The organism is Candidatus Methanoplasma cognatum, from assembly GCA_009777615.1.
Classification (GTDB): Archaea; Thermoplasmatota; Thermoplasmata; order Methanomassiliicoccales; family Methanomethylophilaceae; genus Methanoplasma; species Methanoplasma cognatum.
Genome location: WRLM01000001.1, coordinates 227,822 through 251,735 on the forward strand (window position 1 = coordinate 227,822; position 23,914 = coordinate 251,735).

At 48.9% G+C, this 23,914-nt stretch carries 27 protein-coding genes; 10 read left to right on the plus strand and 17 right to left on the minus strand.

Going from position 1 to position 23,914, the window contains the following annotated elements:
• Nucleotides 1-11: 11 nt before the first annotated feature.
• The 5 genes from FWG96_01020 to FWG96_01040 form a co-directional block, all read right to left on the minus strand.
• On the minus strand, nucleotides 12-1,157 hold the full coding sequence (locus FWG96_01020) for a hypothetical protein (protein ID MCL2031845.1): 1,146 nt from the start codon (nucleotides 1,155-1,157) through the stop codon (nucleotides 12-14).
• 209 nt (nucleotides 1,158-1,366) lie between these two features.
• Nucleotides 1,367-2,209, minus strand: coding sequence for a hypothetical protein (locus FWG96_01025; protein ID MCL2031846.1), 843 nt, complete (start codon nucleotides 2,207-2,209; stop codon nucleotides 1,367-1,369).
• 88 nt (nucleotides 2,210-2,297) lie between these two features.
• A complete protein-coding gene (locus FWG96_01030) occupies nucleotides 2,298-2,906 on the minus strand; it encodes a GNAT family N-acetyltransferase (GenBank protein MCL2031847.1) in 609 nt (202 codons plus the stop codon).
• Between the two features lie 65 nt (nucleotides 2,907-2,971).
• Entirely contained in the window at nucleotides 2,972-4,516 is a 1,545-nt protein-coding gene (locus tag FWG96_01035) for a hypothetical protein (protein MCL2031848.1), read from the minus strand.
• 2 nt (nucleotides 4,517-4,518) lie between these two features.
• Nucleotides 4,519-5,826 (minus strand): TIR domain-containing protein, encoded by a 1,308-nt coding sequence (locus tag FWG96_01040; GenBank protein ID MCL2031849.1) that lies wholly within the window; start codon nucleotides 5,824-5,826, stop codon nucleotides 4,519-4,521.
• 311 nt (nucleotides 5,827-6,137) lie between these two features.
• On the opposite strand from FWG96_01040, the gene FWG96_01045 reads away from it, so the two are divergent.
• Together FWG96_01045 and FWG96_01050 are read left to right on the plus strand one after the other, a co-directional pair.
• Nucleotides 6,138-6,779 (plus strand): DUF1016 N-terminal domain-containing protein, encoded by a 642-nt coding sequence (locus tag FWG96_01045; protein ID MCL2031850.1) that lies wholly within the window; start codon nucleotides 6,138-6,140, stop codon nucleotides 6,777-6,779.
• A 14-nt stretch (nucleotides 6,780-6,793) separates the two neighbouring features.
• Nucleotides 6,794-7,315, plus strand: a complete 522-nt coding sequence (locus FWG96_01050) for a DUF1016 domain-containing protein (GenBank protein MCL2031851.1) — start codon at nucleotides 6,794-6,796, stop codon at nucleotides 7,313-7,315.
• 112 nt (nucleotides 7,316-7,427) lie between these two features.
• Here FWG96_01050 and FWG96_01055 read toward each other — a convergent pair whose 3' ends face one another.
• The 3 genes from FWG96_01055 to FWG96_01065 form a co-directional block, all read right to left on the minus strand.
• Nucleotides 7,428-8,111 carry an amino acid racemase gene (locus tag FWG96_01055; GenBank protein ID MCL2031852.1) on the minus strand — a complete coding sequence of 228 codons (684 nt, stop codon included), beginning with the start codon at nucleotides 8,109-8,111 and terminating at the stop codon, nucleotides 7,428-7,430.
• A gap of 23 nt (nucleotides 8,112-8,134) precedes the next feature.
• Nucleotides 8,135-8,572, minus strand: coding sequence for a DUF3795 domain-containing protein (locus tag FWG96_01060; protein ID MCL2031853.1), 438 nt, complete (start codon nucleotides 8,570-8,572; stop codon nucleotides 8,135-8,137).
• A 209-nt stretch (nucleotides 8,573-8,781) separates the two neighbouring features.
• Nucleotides 8,782-9,282, minus strand: coding sequence for a PH domain-containing protein (locus FWG96_01065; GenBank protein ID MCL2031854.1), 501 nt, complete (start codon nucleotides 9,280-9,282; stop codon nucleotides 8,782-8,784).
• 170 nt (nucleotides 9,283-9,452) lie between these two features.
• Between FWG96_01065 and FWG96_01070 the strand changes: the two genes are divergently transcribed.
• Nucleotides 9,453-9,710 carry a DUF5654 family protein gene (locus tag FWG96_01070; protein ID MCL2031855.1) on the plus strand — a complete coding sequence of 86 codons (258 nt, stop codon included), beginning with the start codon at nucleotides 9,453-9,455 and terminating at the stop codon, nucleotides 9,708-9,710.
• A 2-nt stretch (nucleotides 9,711-9,712) separates the two neighbouring features.
• Here the strand turns inward: FWG96_01070 and FWG96_01075 are convergent, their stop codons facing one another.
• Entirely contained in the window at nucleotides 9,713-10,882 is a 1,170-nt protein-coding gene (locus FWG96_01075) for an ATP-binding protein (protein MCL2031856.1), read from the minus strand.
• Between the two features lie 131 nt (nucleotides 10,883-11,013).
• Between FWG96_01075 and FWG96_01080 the strand changes: the two genes are divergently transcribed.
• Both FWG96_01080 and FWG96_01085 read left to right on the plus strand, forming a co-directional pair.
• The gene (locus FWG96_01080) at nucleotides 11,014-11,373 is read left to right on the plus strand and encodes a hypothetical protein (GenBank protein MCL2031857.1); all 360 of its coding nucleotides are present in this window, start codon (nucleotides 11,014-11,016) and stop codon (nucleotides 11,371-11,373) included.
• Between the two features lie 6 nt (nucleotides 11,374-11,379).
• The gene (locus FWG96_01085; protein ID MCL2031858.1) at nucleotides 11,380-11,820 is read left to right on the plus strand and encodes a DNA-binding protein; all 441 of its coding nucleotides are present in this window, start codon (nucleotides 11,380-11,382) and stop codon (nucleotides 11,818-11,820) included.
• A 1-nt stretch (nucleotide 11,821) separates the two neighbouring features.
• Here the strand turns inward: FWG96_01085 and FWG96_01090 are convergent, their stop codons facing one another.
• The 5 genes from FWG96_01090 to radA are packed head-to-tail and all read right to left on the minus strand — an operon-like array spanning nucleotide 11,822 to nucleotide 15,706.
• On the minus strand, nucleotides 11,822-12,166 hold the full coding sequence (locus FWG96_01090) for a hypothetical protein (protein MCL2031859.1): 345 nt from the start codon (nucleotides 12,164-12,166) through the stop codon (nucleotides 11,822-11,824).
• Nucleotides 12,167-12,170: 4 nt separating this feature from the next.
• Nucleotides 12,171-12,908: a geranylgeranylglyceryl/heptaprenylglyceryl phosphate synthase gene (locus FWG96_01095; protein ID MCL2031860.1), complete on the minus strand. Its 738-nt coding sequence runs from the start codon at nucleotides 12,906-12,908 to the stop codon at nucleotides 12,171-12,173.
• Nucleotides 12,899-13,720, minus strand: a complete 822-nt coding sequence (locus tag FWG96_01100) for a UbiA family prenyltransferase (GenBank protein MCL2031861.1) — start codon at nucleotides 13,718-13,720, stop codon at nucleotides 12,899-12,901. The genes FWG96_01095 and FWG96_01100 overlap by 10 nt, the downstream gene beginning before the upstream one ends.
• A 30-nt stretch (nucleotides 13,721-13,750) precedes the next feature.
• A complete protein-coding gene (locus tag FWG96_01105; protein MCL2031862.1) occupies nucleotides 13,751-14,749 on the minus strand; it encodes an RsmD family RNA methyltransferase in 999 nt (332 codons plus the stop codon).
• Nucleotides 14,750-14,764: 15 nt separating this feature from the next.
• Nucleotides 14,765-15,706 (minus strand): DNA repair and recombination protein RadA, encoded by a 942-nt coding sequence (gene radA / locus FWG96_01110; protein MCL2031863.1) that lies wholly within the window; start codon nucleotides 15,704-15,706, stop codon nucleotides 14,765-14,767.
• A gap of 347 nt (nucleotides 15,707-16,053) precedes the next feature.
• Between radA and FWG96_01115 the strand changes: the two genes are divergently transcribed.
• Entirely contained in the window at nucleotides 16,054-16,416 is a 363-nt protein-coding gene (locus FWG96_01115; protein ID MCL2031864.1) for a hypothetical protein, read from the plus strand.
• Between the two features lie 4 nt (nucleotides 16,417-16,420).
• On the opposite strand, the gene cca is transcribed toward FWG96_01115, so the two are convergent.
• Nucleotides 16,421-17,743 (minus strand): CCA tRNA nucleotidyltransferase, encoded by a 1,323-nt coding sequence (gene cca, locus FWG96_01120; GenBank protein ID MCL2031865.1) that lies wholly within the window; start codon nucleotides 17,741-17,743, stop codon nucleotides 16,421-16,423.
• Between the two features lie 464 nt (nucleotides 17,744-18,207).
• Here cca and FWG96_01125 point away from each other — a divergent pair, with 464 nt between their 5' ends.
• Together FWG96_01125 and FWG96_01130 are read left to right on the plus strand one after the other, a co-directional pair.
• Entirely contained in the window at nucleotides 18,208-18,792 is a 585-nt protein-coding gene (locus FWG96_01125) for an SAP domain-containing protein (GenBank protein MCL2031866.1), read from the plus strand.
• Nucleotides 18,793-18,847: 55 nt separating this feature from the next.
• Complete coding sequence (locus tag FWG96_01130; GenBank protein ID MCL2031867.1) at nucleotides 18,848-19,369, plus strand: HD domain-containing protein; 522 nt, start codon at nucleotides 18,848-18,850, stop codon at nucleotides 19,367-19,369.
• A gap of 28 nt (nucleotides 19,370-19,397) precedes the next feature.
• Here FWG96_01130 and FWG96_01135 read toward each other — a convergent pair whose 3' ends face one another.
• On the minus strand, nucleotides 19,398-20,234 hold the full coding sequence (locus FWG96_01135; protein ID MCL2031868.1) for an MBL fold metallo-hydrolase: 837 nt from the start codon (nucleotides 20,232-20,234) through the stop codon (nucleotides 19,398-19,400).
• A gap of 62 nt (nucleotides 20,235-20,296) precedes the next feature.
• A complete protein-coding gene (locus tag FWG96_01140) occupies nucleotides 20,297-21,577 on the minus strand; it encodes an SEL1-like repeat protein (GenBank protein MCL2031869.1) in 1,281 nt (426 codons plus the stop codon).
• Nucleotides 21,578-21,693: 116 nt separating this feature from the next.
• Between FWG96_01140 and FWG96_01145 the strand changes: the two genes are divergently transcribed.
• Both FWG96_01145 and FWG96_01150 read left to right on the plus strand, forming a co-directional pair.
• Entirely contained in the window at nucleotides 21,694-22,983 is a 1,290-nt protein-coding gene (locus FWG96_01145; GenBank protein ID MCL2031870.1) for an amidohydrolase family protein, read from the plus strand.
• Nucleotides 22,971-23,873 (plus strand): hypothetical protein, encoded by a 903-nt coding sequence (locus FWG96_01150; GenBank protein MCL2031871.1) that lies wholly within the window; start codon nucleotides 22,971-22,973, stop codon nucleotides 23,871-23,873. Before FWG96_01145 ends, FWG96_01150 begins: the two co-directional genes overlap by 13 nt.
• Nucleotides 23,874-23,914: the final 41 nt, after the last annotated feature.

Genomic DNA, 23,914 nt, shown 5'->3' on the forward strand with positions numbered 1-23,914 from the left:
CTGTATATTGTTCATACGGATAGGTGTTCATATAAGGCTATGCCTGCCCATACTAAAACTATGCAAGTAGCAATACAAAAGACTGCATAACTAATACTTATGAGATCCATTTTGCGATCCTTTTCAAAAATTCTAAGAACAATGGTGATAAGAACCATAAGCACCAGTATCAAAATGCCCCCCGTTATTAGGAGCAACCCAGCCGCCTTCGGGAAGTCTGAGTTGAAGGTCGATTGAAGAGATATTGTTATGAATGGCAGTAATGTAGCGAATATCACGAGGATTTGCATATATCTTTTTGAATTCTCTTCGCTTCTATTGACTGCATCTTTAATTTCAGGTATATTGGCGACTACCTTTTCAATTTCAGCTTGTTGTTTGTCCATTTTAGCATGTTTTTCAAATAGTTCCTTTTTTAGCTCCAGTACATCGATGTATCCCTTGATTGCTATGTACTCCGTTATTCTTGGCCAATAGTTGAACCTATCTGGATCTTCAGAGGCTATGGCACTGATCACACATTCTCTTGCCTCACTGAACTTACCCTCTTGGGCAAATAATTTGGCAATTATTGATTCAAGTTTTGAGTTCCTTCCGCCGTCTTTTATTCCCGTTAGGTGCATTGCATAATAATGATTCTTATAGGCGATCGCCTCATCAATTTGTTCCTTCTTCGATTCGCATATTTCCTCATAGTCTTTTTCAAAGTATTCTTTCGTTGTAGCCAGCACATTGAGGATACATTGTTTCTTATTGAATGTGGGTTCTAACTCGGATAAAAGTTCGAGGCATTTTTTTACTTCATTGATATTTGTTATTCCTTTATTTGCTAAAAAAGCGGCCTCGATCATGTTAAATGACTTGACTGATCTGAACAATTCTCTATATTTTTCGATGTATTCTTTTTCTTTATTGTGCTGTGACATCCATCTTTGATAAGTGCACAGAACCCTCAGTGCAAAGAATCTTGAATCCAGGGTGTTTTTATCATTATCGAGAAATTTCTTTAGATATTTAAGGTGGTCTTCGTTATGGCCAACTTTTTTCGTAAATTTGAAAACAAAGTTTTCGATTTCCTGTTCATCATCCATAATCCATTCTTTTGGCACATCTTCTTTGCCGCATACTTTTTCTATAATCTCTGACGCATCTTCCAAATTAAACTGGGTTGGAAACTTTTTTCGAGGTTGCATCTGGTATCGGCCAATATAGAATATGGATAAGATACTATTATAATCTTAGTTTGACTGTATTAAACACTAATCTTATGAATGCCAGGTCTAACCAGAATCCTCACTTCACGGCACATAGAGTAAAGACAAGCATTCTCTTTCTCGTCCTTCTCTTAGGTGCAGCATAAGTGAGTTCAGCCAAAGAAGTTGACGATACTGTCCCAATTGTTATAGAGCATGAGCAAGCATAAACCGAATACTCCGATGAACAGTATCATCATGATGATTGGCGTATTTTTTTCCGCTTCAGAATAAGATTTATATCCTCCCCCAATCGGATTGGTCATGTCCTTCCACTCTGCGTAAAACATCTTCGCCGGTAGTTCCTTCTCCATGATCTGGATGATCCTGTATTTGCTGCGGTTTATCTTCCCTAAAGACTTGATGAACCTGAACCAAGACCATGAAATGAAGATCCCGGTACCGGAAAGAATAGTTGCTACTAAAGGTGTAAATCCGGAGTCGAGATCACTCAATACGATGATTGTGCCGATTATTGTAAGTATGGCACAACATATTGTTGCATATCTGTCTCCTGTTGTCTGCCTTCTTGTAATAAGGGACTCTGAGGAATCTATCAGAGTTCTGTACTGTCTCTCTAAAAGTTCTTTATCGCCTTCGGATAGTATTTCTATTTTCAAATTCTCTTCTGTCCAGGGTTCAAGGGCATCTTTTATTTTCTCAGGACATTTCTCACGATCACCTTTTTGTATCTCTATTATCTGTTTTTTGTTTTCTTCGGCTATTTTTTTCTCAATTCTCATATTATCTGTGTAATTATCTGCGGAAGTGAGGAAAGCCAGGACCAGCTCTGAGTTCATTATTTCCTTTTCTGCGATACCCTCCCAATCATCCACGTCGTTCTTAAGAATAAAGAATTTGAAATGTTTGAAGTTTTTATATACAAGGTTAGTACACTCGATGATGTCTTTTTGTTCTTTGAACGGATGGATTACAAAAACATTCGATTTTTTCATGAACTCCTTTGCCGAAGGTTCTTGTTTCTTTATATAATGTTCTGGTTTCGATCACATCATATGTTTTGGATTCTGAGGATACTGGACCTCATTCGAACTCGAGACGCATTTTTAGTTCCAAGTTGCCCCGGTAGTCTTTTTGCTCGGCGCCAATCTGCTTGAAACCGAACTTTTCATATAATTTAATCGCTGCGATATTTTCTTTCAATACGACCAATTCTATGCGTGGCTCTCCGGTTTTTTTCGATATTTCTATAATCTTTTCCACAATGGACGCTCCTATTCCCTGCCCTCGGTAATTTTCATCGACAGTAACATTACAAAGGGCATATTCTGTAGAAGCGGATTGTTTTTTGAAATAACTTATCACATTTTCATACTGATCCGGAACTTTCAGCCCATTTTTTTTGAAGGTATCGGCTATTATCTTATGATCATCATTTTCTTCTTTCCTCTGTAGCGCGGCCAATCCTACAATCTCTTCCTTTCCGTTCCTCTCCATCGTTGCGACATGGTAATGATCATGGTAAAACCGTGACCCCTCTTTGTTAAGGAGGGTCTTCAATACAAAACGAGACGAATCACCATCTCCGAATAAATCGGGGTATAGGTACTTGTCTGTATCATAAATGAGATTGACTATTTGGTCCAAATCATCTCCTGACTCAATTTTTCTTAATTTGAGATTACCCTTCAAGTGTCTGCCCAATTGACGGACTACTAAAACAACATAAATACTATTCTATGTTGGATTTTGTCACTTCAATTTCGTCTATTTCCGAATCGTTTGACATTGGGTAAGATTTGGACAATACCAATTACGATTAAGACAATGGACACGATGATCGATGCAGAACTCGCTGCTGAACCTAAGACATCATCCAACCAGAAATAACTAATAAGCACAATCGCCGCTGCTGCAGAAAGGATTACCAATATCGTAAAGTGTCGTAGGAACTGGTTTTTGTACTTGGCGCGGTCAAGCTCAAGCTCAAGTCTGTGTATTTTTCTCCTTTCTTCATCTTTTCGATCAAGCCTTAGTACATAGTCATAAAGGTCATATGAAGTATACCTTTCGAGTTTTAATGCTTCATCTTCCAGCCATTCTATGGATTTTGTAACTGCATTGACATAGAATGTCGTCAGAAATGTTGTGTGTAAATAGCTCCCATCATCAAATGCGCGTTTTTCATCGTTAATCCACCTAAGGACCCTGAAAACGACTCCAACATCAGCCTTAACGGCAGTTTTACATTTTTTCGATTTTCTTAAACATGAATCCGCAAGAAGATAGGAGTATAAACATCGCAATGTGTCATAGGATCCTCCCCAATTGCCTGTACAGTCTTCACTGGCTTCCAGATATTCGCATGCCGATTTTATGTATTTTCCAATTTCATAGGTTTTTTCGTTATTGCCATTTACATTAAGGACGTTGCTTGAATATTCATTGTATGATGCCAGTGCCTCCAATGCATCTGCGGTGCTGTTGTAGTCAGACCAATAATATCCTTTGTTCGATTTTTCTACGTCGACGCTTATTAGCAGGTGCTCTATCAAGTCGTCTAAGCACCCTCCGAGTGTCTTTACAGTCTGGTTATCTTTTAATTTCTTAGATTCCATCAGACATATGAACGTTATAGCTATCTGTGAAACGTCTGATATGGAGATTTGTGAAAGTTCTGCTCCTGAGGAGGATATTTCCTCTCCTTTATCTTTCAGCCATTTGATACTAGCTTCCAGCCTCGTCATTACCTCGGCCTTTTCTTTTTCAATTGTCTTTTCTATTTTGTCCCACTCAAAGCTGTCAATTACTCTCACCATCGATGATATCACAATAGATGTGTCCCATATCGCAAAGTCATTCTCCATAAATGGGTTGTATTTTATTTTGTCAAGTAGCCAGTTTAAATTATCCAGGCAGAATTTTTCTACTTCACTTTTACATTTCTCACCCTTTTCGCAGTTCTGTTTATAGCACCATATGAAAAAGTCTAAAGCTAATGCAGCTTCCCAGCAACTACCGGTTTTTTCAAAAAGAGGCCCGTTTTTCATGAACCATCCGAGTGATGACTGGTCAGAACCAAAATTCTCAGCAGATGCTCCCAACTTTTTTCTGAGATTTTCGGAAAGAACCTCATCAGGTCCAAAAGGAGAGCGACATTTTTTCTGCTTCACATCGGATATTGTCATCTCTCCAGTATTTTCATTTCTCCATAAAATATTTATTATTACTGCCTTAGCCACATACTTCATCGGCGGAATGTTGAGGTCGGGACCAATCAGTTTCATCTCATAGAAGAACACAATCATTTTGCGACATACACAATAATCCCTGCAATCATCATGAACTCTTTGCCGTAAAATTCATCCTCAATATTTTTCTTGTTTTTACAATACCACTCGGTATCGGTTATTGCATATGGATTATTATCATCAATAGACAGTGCTTCTTCTAAAACAATTGGGATCAGACCAAAGTACGTTTGGAAAAGATCTTTTTTCACTTCGATCGGGACGCCGATCGTACTCAGCCCCGTATGTTTTAAGGAAATGTCATTGATGTCCGCTCCTTTTAGCGTGTAATATATCTCTCTTCCGCTTTTCCTGTATCCGCTTGTGTTGTATTTCGACAGGATATCGAATGCCTCTTCAAAGATCAAGTTGTTGTCCGGATATGCGATTAAAAAACCATCATCGATGTCGGCGATGATCAGACATCCGTTTTCTGATAATACTCTTTTCAGGACCATGATGACTTTGGATGGATCCTTAAGGAAGAGTAACAAAAATGAAATGTTTATAATATCAAAGGAACAGATGTCATTTTCCTTCATTACTTCTAACAGTTTATCTTCAAATTCGCGCGATTCGCAATCGGAGCAATAAAATTTGATTTTGTCGGACCCGTATTTTTCGTTTGAAAGTTTTATGGCTTCTTCGTTGATATCCATGCCGATTACTTTGTTCAACTCGGGCCTAATTACGACCGAAGTGGAAATCTGATGTCCTCCGCCGGATCCGACATCCAGCACATTAAATGATTTAAGATCCTTTGTTATATTTTCATAGATTCTATCCAGATAAAAGTTCACAAATCTCGCTTGGGCCATACTGCGCGATAATTCCTTCTCTATAGACGGTGTATCTCCGAGGAAATCGTTCTTTCTTCGCTCAGATGAAGCTTTGGCCTTTTGTGAGGTTGGTCCAACAATGTTCTCTACCTTTGTTACCAGCTCGCCGATAAATCTCTCGAGATCGGATGTCATGGCGTCTATCCAGTTCATCCTGTTGATGTAATACTCCATTTCATCGGATACTTTCGGGGAGTCCACTTTGAACGGAATTATCACAAGCCCGTTATCAACTCTTTTGTAAGCTTTTTCAACCTCGTTCAAAACATGGTGCGAATCTGATGCTTCTGTGTTCAAAATAACAACAAACACCTTGCAGCTGTTGATCGCATTGGTAATGGCGCGGGCATATGGGCCGGTTCCCGCGTCTCTAGGCGCATACCAACATCTTATCCTTTTATCCTCAAGCGCATGGCAGACAGCATCCGCGACAGGTTTGGAAGTTTCGTGTTTATAGCTTATGAAGACATCAATATCATTCATAGACATATGCATGAAAGAAAATAAGGGTATTTTTTACTTTTCAAAATATCATCCTGCCGGTTCAACCGGCGGATATCTAACCATTTTTTGAATGATAATCATAACTCTATTTTTTTGGAAGTCGTGGCATAATCAAGGTGAGATGTCAATCATAAAAGTATCGAGTTATGCGCAAGCGGTATCGAGGCACAACTGTCAAATGACCACTACCTCAAATTCTCAGCTATTAAACGTCAAGTTCAGGCTGAATGTTTGAGTAATACTAACTGTACTGTGTCGGTTCAAAAAAGGTCTGCCTTGGTTGGCAAACCATGACAAAAGATACACAGAAGGCCGGAACAGCAGACACCGACAGACATGCCGAAAAGAGACCGAACAGACCGTCAGACAAAACTGCCGTAAAGAAGGAATCGGAACCTTCCGAACTCGGTCCGCCCGCAATGGTGAATGATAAGCAGGGCATTGAAAAAGAGTTGTTCAATGATGTCCGAGAAGTTCTGAACATAGCGAGGAACAAAGCATATGCTGCCGTCAACAACGCTATGGTCGAGGCATATTGGAACATTGGGCGGCTCATCGTAGAGAAACAGGGCGGCGCAGACCGAGCGGCATACGGTAACCGGTTGATTGAAGGATTGTCGAGACAGCTCACTGCCGAATTCAGAAGGGGATTTGATATGACCAACCTTAGACGAATGCGTCAACTCTATTTGATGATCCCAAATGATGGCACAGTGTGCCACGAATTGAGTTGGTCTCATTACCGTCTAATAATGAGGGTAGAAGACCCTAAAGCCAGAGAGTTCTATATCGGCGAAAGCGTCAGGAGCGGTTGGAGTACACGCCAGCTCGAACGGCAGATCAACACGCTCTTCTACGAGCGTTTCCTGGCCACTCGGGCGGAGAGCAGACAGGCCATAGCGGAGGAGATACTGACCAAAAACAGGGGCTGACCCCTGCGGATGTCATTAAAGATCCTTATGTCCTTGAATTCCTAGGCCTCGGACACGATAAGGAATTCTTCGAGAGCGATCTGGAAAGCGCTCTTTTATCGCACATCCAGAAATTCCTTCTTGAACTGGGCAGAGGCTTCGCTTTCGAGGCCCGCCAGAAAAGGATAAGCTTCGACGGACGCCACTTCTACATTGACCTGGTCTTTTACAACTACCGTCTGAAATGCTTTGTCCTGATAGACCTCAAAACGGGTGACCTGACTCATCAGGATATGGGCCAGATGCAGATGTATGTGAACTATTACACCAGAGAGATGATGGAGGAGGGCGACAACGAACCCATAGGGATGATCCTCTGTGCGGATAAGAGCGAAAGCATCGTGAGGTACACACTCCCGGAGGGAGGGAATAAGCAGATATTCACATCGAAATACAAGCTGCATCTGCCGACGGAAGAAGAACTCGCCCGCGAGCTCTCTGCGGAAAGAGAAATGCTGTTGCGCGAGAAAAAGCTCAGGAGGGAAACAGACAACTGAGAACGGACACAGTCCATCTTTTATGGAATACCGTATTTAGTCGATCGATCGTTTACACCTTAGATCTTTGGATTATGCATGTTTTACAAACCATACTGTTGCGGCTGTGTCATCATATGGAATTGACTATCGATGCTATGTGTATCTGCGCTGTGTCAAGGATCAAAACACCCAGATCCTCTTCTTTGATCATCAGCGGCAGTTCCGTGCAGGCGAGGGCCACTGCATCAGCTTCATGTTCTGTTATCAGCCGGTTCACGATCTCGAGCATTCTTTGTCTGTCTTCCGGCACGACGATGCCGTTCTCAAGGTTCGGGAATATGAACCCGTGGATATCCGCTTGTTCTTCCTCGGACGGAACGACCGCCTCTATTCCGTACTTTCCCAATGCTTCGGAATAAAGGCCGCTGCCCATAGTGAAACGTGTGCCGGTTATGAGGATCCTTTTACACCCCTTTCTCTGTGCGTACTTGCATGTTTCCTCAACTATGCTTATCAACGGCACAGGGGATAGTTTTCGGACTCTTTCGAACACTATATGCGGAGTATTGGAGGCGATGGCCGCGATGTCCGCACCGGCATTTGCAAGATCGTTCACTGCGTCCGCAAGCATTTTGACAAGTGAATCCCAGTCTTTGTTCTGAACGAACGACATCATCTCGCTCATGCTGACACTGTTGATGACGACCTCAGGATAACTGCCGCCCGTTCTTGCTCTGTACCCTTCGATGACGCCTCTGTAGTAATCCAGTGTTGAAGCCGGCCCGATCCCGCCCACTATTCCCGCTTTTTTCATAACTGACCCATATTGTAGGCAGATCATTCTTTATTATTCTGATGCACGAATCCTCTTGCGCGGCGTTCGTCCTGAATCTGCGACCAGGCTTCCATCCCCTTTTCGCGGAGCAGCGCGTTGTCTTGTTTCAGCAGAGGATACGCAAGGAGGAATTTGTCAAAACGTCCGCAGGGATAGCTTTCGCACAACGCGCACATTTCAACCCCTCTGTTCTTTGCGCATGTTCTTATGCCGCACCCCGGATGCCCGCCCCCTTCGCGACATGAGGTGCATGTACCGTTCTCCGCCATATTTTTCAGGAACGGCCAGAAGCCGTCTCCGCCGGGGATAAAATGTATGACCTCTTCGAATCCGGCAGATTTCATTTCTTCGTATAGGTTCTTTGCAGTCGGATCGATCTTCGTCTTCACTGCGCAGTTTTCGCAGTAAAGGCCGCAGTAGCAGGTGTATTTTTCATCCATATTAGCGCGCCCCTCATCACAGCGGGCAGCCGGACCGCCCGATTTGGTCTAACTCTTCACATATATTTCATTATATGGCGGACGAGACAGAAAATGATGTTTGGTGCAAGTTCGTTATTTCATTCCTAAAAGGACAGAAGGATATATCCAGATCAAACCGGGACGTGGTCCGCGGCACCGGACCGATCTCCCGTCAGTCCATGTTTTCCTCACCGCCCCTTGCTCTGTGCCCTCACGAGCACCGATGGGTTCGGAAGTTTTTTCTCCAGCTTCGACAGGAACTCCTGTTTTTTCTCAGGGGCGATGTAAATCTTCTTGGTCGCGCCGTACCCGATCAATATCTGGTCCAGCGAAAGGGCGGTCGCCGGGCCGAAGGTCCCCGGATAGTAGAACGCGGCAAAGCTGTCATCCTCCGTCACATGCGTGATCGATGAATACCCTATCTCGTATTTTCTGAGAATGCCGTTGATCAAAAGGCCGTTCTCTTTGAATGTGAATCTGACCCTGGAACGTACGCAGATAATGAATATGGTCAAAGTAGAGAGTAAGACCGAGCAAAACAGAAGCATGCCGAAATAATCTTGACTCAGCATATATTCGTAAAAGAACATCAGGCATACTGCCGAAAGAATCAAGGCCACGACTCCCGCCGATGCAATAGCATAATAGAATACGCTTATCTTTGGTTTGTATGTATCCTCACCCGACATAGAAGCTTATTGCTCTACGTATATTTATCACGTACAGAATGGAATTCTCCATTTCGTTGCTCTGAGTAATTCTGAGACCAGGCATACATTAAGTTGCGGCCTTGCAGGGGGTCATTAGTTAAGTATTTTGTAATGCATATAGGTACATTCTCTAGTAAGGAGGAAAAAATATGGATACAGAGACAAAACTCCAGTTTGTTACGACCTTCTCAGCCCTTATAACGGCCGCATTCGGCCTCGTGGCGGCGCTGGCATGGAACGAAGCCATCAAAGAGGCGGTAAAGCAGGTCTTTGGTGAGAACAGCGGACTCTGGGCCTTATTCATATATGCCATTCTGGTCACGGTAATGGCAGTGATAATGACGATATGGATAGCCAGGACCTCTAAAAAACTGAGCGACCAGATAAAGGCGGAAAAGAAGGAGTGATCTCACTCCTCAAACAACTTCCTCTTTCTTCTTTTGAAACGGTTGTCAACGTAGTTCAGAGTGTCCATCCCGTTAAGTTCGACACTTGAAGGTCCCGATCTTACGAAGAACGCTTCCTGTTTCCCCTCTTTCAGGAAAACGGGGCTGTCGCTCTTTCTGCAGACGATCCTCATCACTCCCTTTCCCTCATAATCCGACAATCGGAATGAGATGTACGGAAGGAACTCATTCCCGATCTGGCTTGCGATCAAGTTCGTAAGGTGAAGGTTCAGCTTATCTCTGCTGTCGAAGCTGGATTCGTCTATTCCGGCAACCGTTCCGTCGTCCGCGATCCCGATGAGAAGGGTCCCGCCTCTGCTGTTAAGGAATGCCACCAGCGTTTTCATGACGGCCTTTTCCATCCTGGCGTCCTTCTCTCCCGTGGCGAGGTTCGTTCTCAATGTGGATTTATACTCCACCTTCTCGCCTTCGCCGCTTTTGATGGCCTTCTCTATCTCCATCGTCTCATATTCTTCTATTCCCAGCGTCGCGGCGTTGTTCTCAAGGTACCTCCTAACAGCTTTCTTCACTACGAGCGAACGTCTTCCGGAATAGAATATCAGAACGACCGATAAGGCGCCGAGTATCACCAGAAGAAGCTGCTCCATCGTTTCATCCATGGTCTTGGCCGGCACGTCAAGAGCTAAGCCGAGGTAATACTGCAGCATCAGCATCAGGGTGAACATCGAAAGCGCGACAGATATGGAAACAAAGACCACTCTCGCCGCCCTCCCTCCCGCTGCATCAGGCGCAATGCCCATGAAGGAATACGTCACCGCCAATCCGCCTAGCCCCATCACAGCTCCGAAAAGACAGTCCATGACGATCCCCAGCGGGGTCCCGCTGCCGAAGGACCTTCCGAGAACGATAAGGATCATCAGCCCCACGATCAGGAATATCACGAAAGGCGGGATATGCACCGTCGTCCTGTCTGTGAACAGAGCGTCCGCAAGTATGATGATAACCGGTACGGCAATGAACACTCCCAGGAAATTCCCGAGGAATATTCCTCCAACCAGGACCATCACGGAAAAGATCATCATTGCCGCATAGCTTGCGTAAAGCAACCTGCTGACGTATCTTCCTACCGAATCTCCCCCTTCCGCAGGAGGTTCCGTTCCTTCGGGCATCATTTCTCTATGAGCGGGCCCGTATTTATTATTACTCTGGTCAGCCAGATGCCGGCCGGCACCGTTGGATATGCGGGATTCCACCAGAGACTATTAAATAACATAAGGAGGTCAGGTGTTTCGGAGTAATCGCATTGGCAGATGTAAAAGAAGGAGCAGCAAAGAAAGCCCCCGTACAAGGTAAGGCGCCCGCGGATAAACCCGGAAGCAGAAGACCTAAGCCTAAACCAAAGATAGGGAGCAAAAGACAATCCATGCTGAACACTCAAAAACTGGCGCCCTTCAAATATGACATGAACGAGGTTCTATCCGCGTCCGCCATGGACCCGGCCAAAGCGTCATCTTTTCTTGCCACAATAATAGCGAAGGCGTCGAGAGTATCCACCAAGGACGCCAAGGAGTTCGCGAAGACATTTCTGGAGTCCGGGGATCTTACCAAGGAAGAGTTCGATAAGATCGGCAGACTAATGGATAAATACAGCAAATATCGTTGACCCATCATGAGATCCCTCGAGATGGAAAAGGGCAGGGTCTTCGTTCTCAGATTGGAGACGGGGGAGGTCCTTCACGAAGTTTTGGAGAGGTTCTCCCGCGAGAACGGGATAAAGAACGCTCTGGTGACCGCCGTCGGAGGCATAGGGGAGGGTTCGCGCATGACCGTTGGCCCCGAGATGCCTTATGATAACGGAATAGTCCCCATCATAATAACATTGGACGCACCTCACGAGCTGACGGCGTCGGGTACGATCTTCCCGGATGAGAACGGGGACCCCATGATCCACATGCACGGGTCCGCGGGAAGGGAGGGTAAAGCGGTAACAGGCTGTCTCAGAACCGGCGTGATAGCGTGGCTTGTGCTGGAGGTCGTGCTGGTCGAACTGATCGGGGAAGGCGCCGTGAGGAAAAAGGGAGCATCAGGAATGAAGGTCCTGGAACTTTGAATCATCTTCTGTTATACGTATCGTCAAAATTGTTGAATACAGTGTCGGCATACTTGTTCATGTGGACCCTGTCCTCTTTGTCCGGGACTATGAACCCCTGTATCGGGAATTCTGAGTCACAATGGGGACAGCGTACGTTCGGGCAATTCTGATTCGCTTTGGAACAGTACTTGCAGGCTATGGCCCTGGACTGAAAAAGGCTGAACTCTTTGCCGCAGTTGGGGCAGAGGAACCTTCTGGCCGCTATCTTGAGTTCCTTGGTGATATTGGCGGACCTCTCCTCCGGCGTGATCCACATCGGGGCCTTGGGAGACACGGGGACACGGTATGCGGGGGGTTCCGACATCACTTCACCTTCCTTTCGACGCTTCGACGACAGATCTCAGCATCGTGCCGTCGGAGCATCTCTCTACGAATGTTCCCGTAACGACGGCGTCTGCGCCAGCCACCCTGGCCGCCTCTGCGGCCTCCGGGGTCCTGATCCCGCCCCCCACGATGAGCGGTATCGATACCGCTTTTTTGACTGCGGATATCATTGCCGGAGGCACCGGCCGATCGGCGCCGCTTCCAGCCTCAAGATAAACGAGGTCCATTCCGAACATCTCGCATGCCAGCGCATATCCCACGGCGCGGTCGATATCGTCATGCTTTATCACGTCCGCTTTTCCTACTTCCCCCACTTTCATTCCGGGTTCCACGATGATGTATCCTAAGGAAATGGTCTCTATCCCAAGTTTCTTGATGTACCTGGAAGCGCCGGCCTGGGCGTTCATTATCCAGAAGGGGTCGGTGCTGTTGACCATGCTCATGAAGAGTATCGAATCGACGTCTTTGGAAAGGGCGGTCGGGCTTCCTGGGAAATGTATCGTCGGGAGACCGGATGCTTCTTTGATGGACCTCGCCGTTTCGCTTAGATTCTCGGAGGTAACGCCGGTGGAGCCGCCGATCATTATCGCGTCCGTTCCGGCGTCCTTCATCTTCTTCGCTATGACGCCAGCCTCTCGGCTGTCCTGTTTGTCCGGATCCAAGAGCGCCATGTGAATGGTCCCTTGTTTCATTCTGTCGATAAGATATTCCTTTATGCCCATAAGACGACACCCAACACGAATGCGATCAATGCGATGAACATTGCTATCTTCGCCATCTTCTGCGAAACATCCGCCTTGCGGAAAATAATGAATGCACTATAAATAAAGATTGCATCCGCCGCGAATACTATGCAGTAAAGCGGCCCGAAGGTCTGATCGACCAAGGGCCATATGCTCAGGATGACGCCGGATACGAAGAACACGGCGGCAACGGCCGACGCATTACGTACGCCGATCATCATCGGCAGCGTGCTCCTGCCTTCGTCCGATTCCATGTCCTGTATATCTTTTGCGATCTCCCTGCCGACGCTGACCAGCGCAGCCATCGCCGCAATGATGATGTTGCCTTCAATGTTGTTCACAGCCGCACCGCCGAAGAGGAAGATCATCCCGGTCAGAACGGCGATCGTGATATTTCCGACGAACCCCCTTTGTTTAAGGAACAGCTCATAGGACACCATCAACGCGGCGGCAACGGCGACTATGACCGTGACCATGACAGACATCATCGCTATCGACAGCAGGGATGCGGCCGCAAGCCCGGATATCCCGATGATCAGTGCGGTGCGGGGCTTGATCTCTCCCTTCGGAAGAGGCCTGTCAGGGTGGGCGGTCTTGTCAATTTCCCTATCGATATAATCGTTCAGGGAGTTCCCGCCTGCCATGAAGGCAAGGATCACCGCACAGGAGATGATCAGATTCTGAATATGGTCTCCGATATCGAATCCGACGGCGATGAAAGCGCTGACGATGACCCCGAGGATGCCCATGATGCCGTTTCCGAACCGGAATAGGCGGAGGAATCTGTTCACGCTGCTGGGATATGGTAAGAATTGAAATAGTTAATGATTGAACATTTTAAAGATGTGATAGTAGCGGGAAAGCGATCCGTGGACGTGCTGCCTGAAGGAACGGTCCAGTTCCATTTCCGAGGAACCGGTTTCGTAAGGGAGGATGATCCCCGCCCTGCCTTCCCGGGTCAGGACCTTCGGGATAGATCGCATTGCGACCTCATGTATGCGCAAAACGTCCTCTCCGCCGGTCTTCGTGGACCTTCCGTAAGGAGGGTCGGTGACCACTTTATCTATCTCAGAAAATCTTTCCGGGATATCTTTAACGTCGATCACCTCATGGTCGTATAGCCTGAGACCGTAAAACCCCATATTCTCCATGCAGCCCAAGACCATGTCCTCATCGAAGTCTGACGCGACAGCTTTCATTCCCATATCGGCGGCCTCGATCATGATCCCTCCCGTGCCGCAGAACGGATCAAGCACGGTGTCCCCTTTTTTCGCGCCGGTCAGGTTGATGAGAGCTCTGGCATATCTGGGGTGAAGGGATATGGGGGAAAAGAAGGGACGTTCGCCGACCTTTCTTTTCTCCATGATATTCCTGTCGATCGCCCTCTCTTCAATGTAAAGGTGTACTTTGTCGCAAAGTTGCATCTTAACAATTATATCGGGATCGCGGAGGTCCACATCGTTGTTCCCGGAAAGCACATTCCCGGCCTCTTTTATCAATTTCTGGGAGTCCGTATCTTTCATCATACCCTCAAATCTTTTGGCCCTGATCGCAAACGTGCCCTGCGGCAGATCCGCGCCGGAAAGTCCGCTGACGTCCCAAGGGTCGTACGATCCGAGATATCTTCCGATAGAATGGGTAAGGGCGATGCGGTCGGCGATCCCGCCGAGACATTCTTCGGGGAAAGAGGCCGTAAGGTATCCCGGGCCTTCTCCGACGATGCTGTGGTATGGACATTCGGCCTCAATGCATCTTTTCGCCTCGGCCGCCGGCATGTCCTTGGATTCGCCGGACAATTCAAAAAAGAAAACGGGGTCCACGGGCCCCTTTAGGTTTCAGTCCTTAATACCATCTTCGGTCACCGTGAACACAGCCTCTCCTTCCGGAAGGTTCGGAGAGTCGATGAGTCTGGCGATCCTCTTCCCGGCCTTTCCTTTTCTCAGATAAATGCGGAAGGTAGCCGTGTGTCCTACGATATGTCCGCCGATCGGCCTCGTAGGATCGCCGAAGAACGCATCCGGTTTAGCCGCCACCTGATTCGTTACGGCTATTACTGCGTTGTTCAGCGTTGCGAAGTTCAGAAGATCGTGCATGTGACGGTTGAGGATCTGCTGCCTTTCTGCCAGCGCGCCTCTACCGAGATACTCTGCCCTGAAGTGTGACGTCAGGGAATCGACGACCATCAGCCTGACCTTCTTCTGCTGCGCCAGTTCAAGCGCTTTATCGACGAGGAGGATCTGGTGCTGGGAGTTGAACGCTCTCGCGACATGTATCCTTCTCAGGACGTCCTCAGGATCCACGCCGAGATAGTTCGACATCTGGATTATACGCTCCGGTCTGAACGTGTTCTCCGTGTCGATGATGATGACATCGGAGTCCAGCCCTCCCCTTTCCTCGGGAAGCGTGGCGTTGACGGCGAGCTGGAAGCAGACCTGTGTCTTGCAGCTTCCGAATTCGCCGAAAAATTCTACAATGGATTGGCTCTCCAATCCTCCGTTCATAAGTTCATCGAATGCTTTTGATCCGGTCGTAAGCTTCGCCACCGACTTGCGGCGTTCCAGGATGCTGTCTCCTGTCTCAAATCCGCCGATATCGGCGCAGAGCTTCGCGCCTTCGATGATGTCCAATGCTTTCTTCTCACCGATCTCGCAGGTCTCTGCAAGATCTTTCGGTGAAGCGACGGCAATGGTCATTAATTCATTATACCCACCTTCACGGAGTTTCTCTGCTATGGCTGGTCCTACTCCTGGTATGTCTTCTAGGGTCTTTGCTGCCATTGGTTCTCACCATAATCATCAAGTTGCTTTCAATATATAAGGCAAATCAGGGGGTGTCCGAATCGGCCGAAAGTGAGATTTCCGCACCTCCTGAATTTGCACTAATTTGCATGAATAACCCCCGAATGAGCCTGCAGGACATTTTCACACATCAGAACGGTTTTTATCGGCGCGGGGTCCGCACAGGTAACGCATTCTCTCCGCAGGAATGACACATTTAGCATATGGTCTCGGGATCTCTTTTCCAACCGTTTCTCCGATATATAACGGGAGTTAATGTGTAAAAGAATGAGGGCCCCCCTTTTAGCGGATAAATGTTTATATTGCTGATAGGAATCCATGTGGACATGGCAAAGAAGAGAAGGCGCATCATCGAGGAAGAAGAAGAGGAGTATCAGTTCACTCCTGCGGAGTTCGATGAGCGCGAGTTCATCCTCAAGGACATCTACGGCACTAAGGTACTGTTCATCATAACGGGCCTCGCGCTATTGGTCGGCGTGATAGGCGCTTTGCTGTGCAGAATGGATAACGGCTGGATGTTCGCGACCGCCTTGTCGTTCCTGGTCGTTCTGGTGATGAAGAAACTGCTCGTGATCATGGGATTCCGTGCGGACCTTCTTGAGATGAAGACCATGCTGATGAATTATCTTATATTCCTGATGCTCGGGCTGGGCATATGCATGGTCCTGATCAACTCGCCCTTCGTCTGAGGGTTCATATCTCCCAGCTGTTCTTCGGATCCATCAATTCGGTGAGAAGCAGAGGATCGGTCTCGTTAAGGGACGATTCATGATCCCTTATCTTCATGTTCCGCGGGTCGAGCTCCCTTCCTATACCTGATACGGCTGCCTCGTCCGCAAGCATCTCCTTCGCTGTGAAGTACATCCTCTCCGCTATCACCGTCCAGCACCCGTCCTCTATGAAAGGCGGGCCGTAGACGTTGTTCTTCCATTTTGAAAGGAACGAATCCGCCGCCTTCACCCAGACTGGCGGTCCAGTGTGCTTATACGTTTTGGATAGGACATCGCGCTCAAGCTCGAAGACGATCTCCAGACTCTTTTCATACATCTCCTGCGCCGCCTTCAGAACATTGTAGTCAAAATCGTTGAGTTTTCTGGTAAGGGCATAGCGGGTCTTCCACAGCTGAGAGTAAAGGTTGTCCATGACCACATCCGGCCTGTCGAAAACCACCGTTATTATCCTCGAGCCGTTCCTGTCCGCTATCCTCTGCAACTCCTCTCTCGAGCACGGCTGCCTGTCATTGGGAAAGAAGAACTTTTCCGAAGGCGATGAAAGGTATGCCTTCGACGCCACGATGAAAAGGGCCATGGTCTCAATGTGCACCGCGGACGCGACGTTCCTCTTCTGGTCCACCGGATCATAGACAACAAGAGGGCCTATTATCGGCGGACCTTTTTTGTCCACGGATATGCAGGTCCCCTCCTTCCATTCGCTCGCCCCTTCCAGCACCTTGAGGAAGCTTCCGTAATGCAGGACAAGCAGCTCGCACAGGTATCCCGAGAATCCTCTCGTCACGGGCTCAGCGCCGTATACTCCTATGCCTTTCATGAACTTCTTGAGCAACCTTACTTCGTCCTTCTGCTCTTCTTTGAGATTCTCAAGGATGTAGTGCGTGTGGAAAGGGGTCCGGTCAACAGCAGACCTTAGTTTATCGGCGGTCTTGATGGAATAGCTGGGCACAAGATCGACGTCCACACCGTCGTATATGCCGCGGGTGTAAGGATGCTCGGAGTACATCTTCACTCCTCTTATTATGGCCTCTCCGACGGACAGCCCTACTCTTTCCAGCTCTTTAGAGGAAACGGTCTCCGGGAAAAGAAGGAAAAGGTCGATGTCAGGATCCGACAGGTAAGTGCCCTTCGCATATGACCCGACGAGCCGGACCTCGACATCTATGTCGTGGTCCCTGACATAATCCTCCACTCTCTTCTTCAGGCCTTTTGCGGCATTGTCTATAAATTCGACCTCTTCGGCGGTCGGTTTTATCTTTTCCAATACCTCAGACTCAAGGCTCATTGCCAAAGATAGGCGTTGAGGATTTAAGCATTGTCCGATATCTGCGCCGTGAGACCTAGTATCGAATGGTTCATCGCCCGTCCTCCCTTTGACTGATCGGCCGTCAGCTTATGTCCGAATGCCCCCTTTGCGATTCTCTGACCTTTTCACCACAGTCATCAGCAGGGCACGCGCGTCATCAGGGAATAAAAGAGGCACATTGCAATTTGCACAGAAAACGTAATCTGCGTTTATGCCTATGCACGCTTTTTTTGTCAGCATACAATTTCTGCATTCCTTCGATTCCATGAAGGGATAAGCCGGATAGGTTGCCATAGTATGCAAACTCTGCTTTCCGATTAATTACTTTTCGATGCTGGTCAGTTCGATGAGGATACTCAATTGTCGAAATGCCTGCATACGGCCTTTGCCGCCGGAAAATCATTTAAGCAGATGTTCCATGTTTTGTATGAGAGGAAGAGCCGGTGACGGAAAGACCAGATCTTAATAAGAACCTGGACAGCGGGACATTCCGAAGTTATTACTATCTGAAAGAAGAGCTGGTGCGGTTCTGCAGACAGGAGGGCCTGCGGGTCTCCGGCGGAAAGGAAGACCTGACGAAGCGGATATCATATTATCTCGATACTGGCAAGGAGCTTGCGCCGGAGGCAAAAGCGAAACCGCCTTCTGGTAAACGGGAGATCACTGAGGATACCCTTATCGAAAGCGTCCCCTCTTATTCCGAGAGGCACCGCGCTTTCTTCGAACAGAGGATAGGCAAGAGGTTCACTTTCAACGTTGCTTTCCAAAAATGGCTGAGATCCAACGCCGGAAAAAGCTACGGGGACGCTGTCATAGCGTACCATTCCGTAATGGAAGAAAAGAAGAAAGGCAAGACCGAGATCGGCAGGCAGTTCGAGTACAACACATACATAAGAGATTTCTTTGCCGATAACGACGGGAAGAGCCTTGACGAAGCCATAAGATGTTGGAAATACAAAAAGGGGCTGCAGGGCAGTCACAAGTACGAAAGGGAAGACCTGACCGCGCTTGACCGGCGGCAAAGCTGACACGAGGCCGGCGAATTATTTATTAGGAAGGAATCATAACAGCAGACGTTCGAACATGACCTGCGATCAATCCTTTCAGCAAGAATATGAAAAAGCTCTGCGGATAGCAACAGAGGCACATGAGGGACAAAAGGACAAGTCCGGTAATGACTACATCCTGCACCCTGTCGCCGTATCGGGATACTGCAGAACAGCAGGTGGAAAGATCGCCGCTCTGCTGCACGATGTGGTCGAGGATACCCACGTCACCCTCGGCGACCTCCGTGCGGCGGGTTTCAGCGAGGAAATAGTAACGGCGGTGGACTGTGTCTCCAAGCGCAAAGGAGAGGATATAGGCGATTATCTCAAAAGGGTCGCTTCAAGCGACATCGCCGCAGAGGTCAAATTCGCCGACATGCGGCACAACGGCATGAGATGGTCGGCGGACAGACCGAAAGAAGAGGCGGAAGCGAATTATCAAAAATACAACGGGCGCTCCAGGCAGCTTCTTCTTATGGTGGGGGAGGAGCGCGCGGCCGGGCTGATGACGGAAGAGACCTACGGATGGGTCACCGGAACCATCCGCTCCGAACTCTGATATGGCCGAGCCCGCCTTTCTGCGGCGGTCACGGGGAGGTATCGGGGATCCACTCGTCATCATATATTTCGGGCGTCGAAAAAGAAAGCGCCTCTCCGATGTCCAGAACATCAAGGTCTCTCGCCGCTATCGTCTTTACTCCGGTTCGTTCCTCGGTCTTGAGCGCCTGTTTATCGGGGCCCCTTTTGATCATGACAATGCCGAGGTGTATGAAGATGGCAAGCTCCGGCTTTACGACGTCGATGAAAGAGGCCGCGTCATCGGTGCATAAATGGTAAGAGATCCGCAGGTCGTCCGGCGTCGTGACCGGAAGGATGAGTACCCTGCTCCCTTTGTGCTGTTCAGCTATCTCCTCTGAATAGCTCGTGTCGCTGACATAGGAGACGATCCCGCTGCCGCTGTCGAACCTGAAACCCACATTCGTAGGGTCGCTGTGGTCTGTTCTGCAGACCTCGGTCCTCAGGCCGTTTATGTCAAGGACCGCGCCCGGTTCTGTCACTGTCACACCTTTGACCGTCCCGAGATGATACCTCGAGATGCACGGACCAAGCAGACCCTCCCCCCGGATGACGGTAGGGCTGCCGTACAGATGCCCTCTCCTCTTCCACCCGCCGAAGGTCATCCCCTCTATCACCGACTCGGCATCCGAATAATGGTCGGGATGCGCATGCGATACGATAAGAGAATCCGTTCTCGTGAGGTCATAATGTATCCTTTTCATCTGGGTCAGGGCGCCAGGTCCCGGATCTATGTGAAGGTGTTTTCCGTCCCCGTGCTCAATAAGTATCCCTCCGGTGCTGCGGGTCTGATACATGGCGGTATGCCTTCCGCCGCCCGTCCCGAGGAATGTCATCCGGAACACCATACCGCCCCATAGCGGTATCGATATATCCTTTTTTTCGAGACTTTGCCGCTCCCCGCACCGGATCACTGATGCTCCTGTCTTTGCCGCATCCTGTTCAGGTTGTATAATGCCATCTCATGCCCCTGTTCCGCGGCAAGCGCGTACAGTCTCATAGCCTCCTCAGGATCCATAGGCACGCCTTCTCCGTCCTCGTACATCACACCCAGGTTGTTCTGTGCCGCCGCTATCCCTTGTTCGGCGGAAAGCAGGTACCATCTCGCCGCCTCCTCATGGTCCTGAGGCACACCTTTCCCGCTGCTGTACATGCGGCCGATGTTGTACTGCGCCCACGGATTCCCTTTTTCAGCGGCAAGTATGTACCGCTCCGCGGCCTCCTCAAGATCCATAGGCACGCCCTTCTCATTCTCATACAGCCAGCCAAGGTTGTTCTGCGCCCAGGAGTTCCCCTGCTCAGCGGAAAGTCTGTACCATCTCGCCGCTTCTTCATAGTCCATAGGCATGCCGTCCCCGCTCTCATACAGCCAGCCCAGACCGTATTGCGCCTCTTCGTTCCCTTGTTCGGCGGAAAGTCTGTACCATTTTGCCGTCTCCTCGTGGTCCTGAGGCACGCCTTCTCCTCTCCAGTACAACAGGCCTATGCTGTGCTGGGCACGCGCATTCCCCTGTTCCGCGGAAAGTCTGTACCACTTCGCAGCCTCCTCCTTACCCATAGGCACGCCGGCCCCGTTCTCGTACATCCAGCCTAAGTTGCTTTGCGCCTCCGCGTTACCCTGTTCCGCGGAAAGCCGATACCATTTTGCAGCCTCCTCAAGATTCTGAGGCACACCTTTTCCGGTCTGGCACATTGTACCGAGGTTATTCTGTCCCCATGAGTGCCCCTGTTCTGCGGAAAGCCGATACCATTTTGCAGCCTCCTCAAGATCCTGAGGCACGCCCTTCCCCCTGTGATACATCGTGCCGAGATTGTATTGTCCCCCCGGATGACCCTGTTCTGCAGAAAGCCGATACCACTTAGCAGCTTCCTCAAGATCCTGAGGCACGCCCTCTCCTTTACTGTAGGCCAAACCCAGATTGCTCTGCCCGCCGGGATGACCCTGTTCCGCGGAAAGCCGATACCACCTCACGGCCTCTTTATGATCAAGAGACACTCCGTTTCCGGTTCCGTATAAAAAACCAAGACTGTTCTGTCCCCCGGGATGCCCCTGTTCTGCGGAAAGCCGATACCATTTCGCCGCTTCCTCATGATCCGGAGGCGTTTCGTCACCGTACATCCGGCCGAGTGCGTATTGCGCTTCAGGATCCCCACTCTGCGCCAGTTCCTTGGTCTTCTCGGTTTCGAACATGCGTGTAATCATCGGCGCCTCCGTATTTTATTCTTTTATTGTAAGGGGTTCCGCAGGGAACTTTTTTGGAGCATGGCCTGCGAAACGGTTATTACATCAAATGAAAATCCTGAGGCATGATCACCGCCGTAAGAGATGCATGGATCGTTACGCAGGACCAGCAGAGAAGGATCATCCGAGGCGACGTGGTCGTTGACGGGGAAAGGATAGTATCCGTTGGAAAAGAGTATAAGGGATCGGCGGACAAGGAGATCGACGCCTCCGGTGACATCGTCATGCCGGGGCTGATCAACACCCATACACATGTTGCAATGGCCGTGATGAAGGGCGCCGTAGACGATATCCCTTTCCCGAAATTTTTAGAGAGGGTGTTCAGGATAGATTCCGAGAGGACCGACAGGGACATAGACGTCGGCACGAAGATCGGATGCGCCGAGATGATCCGCAGCGGCACTACCACTTTCGTTGACCTGTATTATTCGGAGGACGTCATCGCAAAAGCGGTGGCGGAAGCGGGCATAAGAGGGGTGCTGTGCTGGTGCGTCCTCGACGAGGAACTGACGACCCAGAAAGGGAATCCCATGCAGAACTGCAAAAGATTCTACGACAATTTCAAGAAAAAAAGAAAAATAATACCCGGCGCAGGGCTGCAGGGAGTATATGTCTGCGGCGAAGAAACATGCAGAAAAGCGAAGGAGTTCTCTGACGAGAAGAACATCCCGCTGACCTTACATCTTTCGGAGACCAGAGGAGAGGTCAACGAACACAGGAAGAAGACCGGAAAAAGGCCGGCAGAGTGGCTGAACGATATCGGCGTTCTCGGAGGGAACACGATCGCGGCGCATTCCGCATGGCTTACAATGAACGAGGTAAAGATAATGGCCGATGCGGGAGCCTCGATCTCATCCTGCCCGGTATCCAACATGAAACTGGCTACCGGAGGCGTAGCTCCGATACCCGAATTCCAGAGATACGGTGTGAACGTCACCGTCGGAACGGACGGCAGCACCACTAACAACAGTCTCGATATGATGGCTGAAATGAAAACATTGGGGCTGCTTCAGAAGTCCAGCAGGTGGGACCCCACCGTCGCGTCCGCGCAGGAGCTCCTGGACTTCGCAACAGTGAATGCGGCGAAGGCGATAGGCATGCAGGATTCTCTGGGTTCCGTCGAGGAAGGAAAATATGCGGATATTGTTATCTTGAACGGCGGGTCCCCGAACATCAGGCCCCTGCTTCCGGAGAACATGATATCTAACATCATTTATTCCGCATCCTCGTCTAACGTGAAGACAGTGATGTGCCAGGGGGACATAGTTCTGGACGACGGCAGGATAACCACCATCGATGAGAAGGAAATACTATCTGCGTCGGAGGATGTGTGGCGTTCATTATGTCAGAGATGAACACCTCCTTTGACAAACCTAGGATAAAATTCGAGAACCCAGACTGGGAGCTCATCGCGGACTCAGGGTTCCTTTGCGCGGATATGCACATCCATACCGACTGCTCGGACTCGTACAGCAGCATCAGCCGGTTGCTGAAGATAGCACGGTCGAGGAACGTGGGTATGGCGGTCACCGATCACAACCTGATAAGCTCGCTTGAAGCCGTAGATATTGAGAAAGAAGATGTGTTCATCATTCCGGGGATGGAAGTGAGCACATCGGACGGTCCGCACATACTCACGTACTTCTATGAGATGAAAGAACTCAGAGATTTCTGGCAAGAGAACATCCGGCCGAGGCTACAGTCGTGCCCATGGCTCGCTCTCAAGGACTGCACCACGGAAAAACTCCTCGATCTTCTGGAGGGATGGAACTGCGTGACATCCGGAGCGCACCCCATGGGGTACCTCGGTTCCAACAAAGGAGTGGAGATCTGCAATAGGAAAGGGTACATCTCTGACGATGTGGTGAGAAGGCTGGACGCCTATGAGGTGATATGTGGAGGGATGACCCGACAAGACAATGTAGAGGCGATAAGGTCTTTCAAAAGATACGGTCTTGGAATAACGGGCGGAAGCGACGGGCACATCGCGGAGGACCTGGGGTCGGTGGTGACGATCTCAAAAGCGGATGACACGGAAAGCTTCCTGAACAGCGTTCTGAAAAGAGAGAATGCAGTGAGAGGGTCTGAGAAAGATTTCCCCAGAAGGGCGCTCACCGGCTTAACTTCATTCTATAATTTTCTGGATTATACTCCCGCCGTGATCAGGGTGCAGTCCCGCCAAATGGCTATGACCATAAGGCGCGGCACGAAGAGGAAGATGAATAAAGGGAACGATTTAGGTTGACTTGTCAACTATCGACAGATTTATATATAAACTTTGGATGA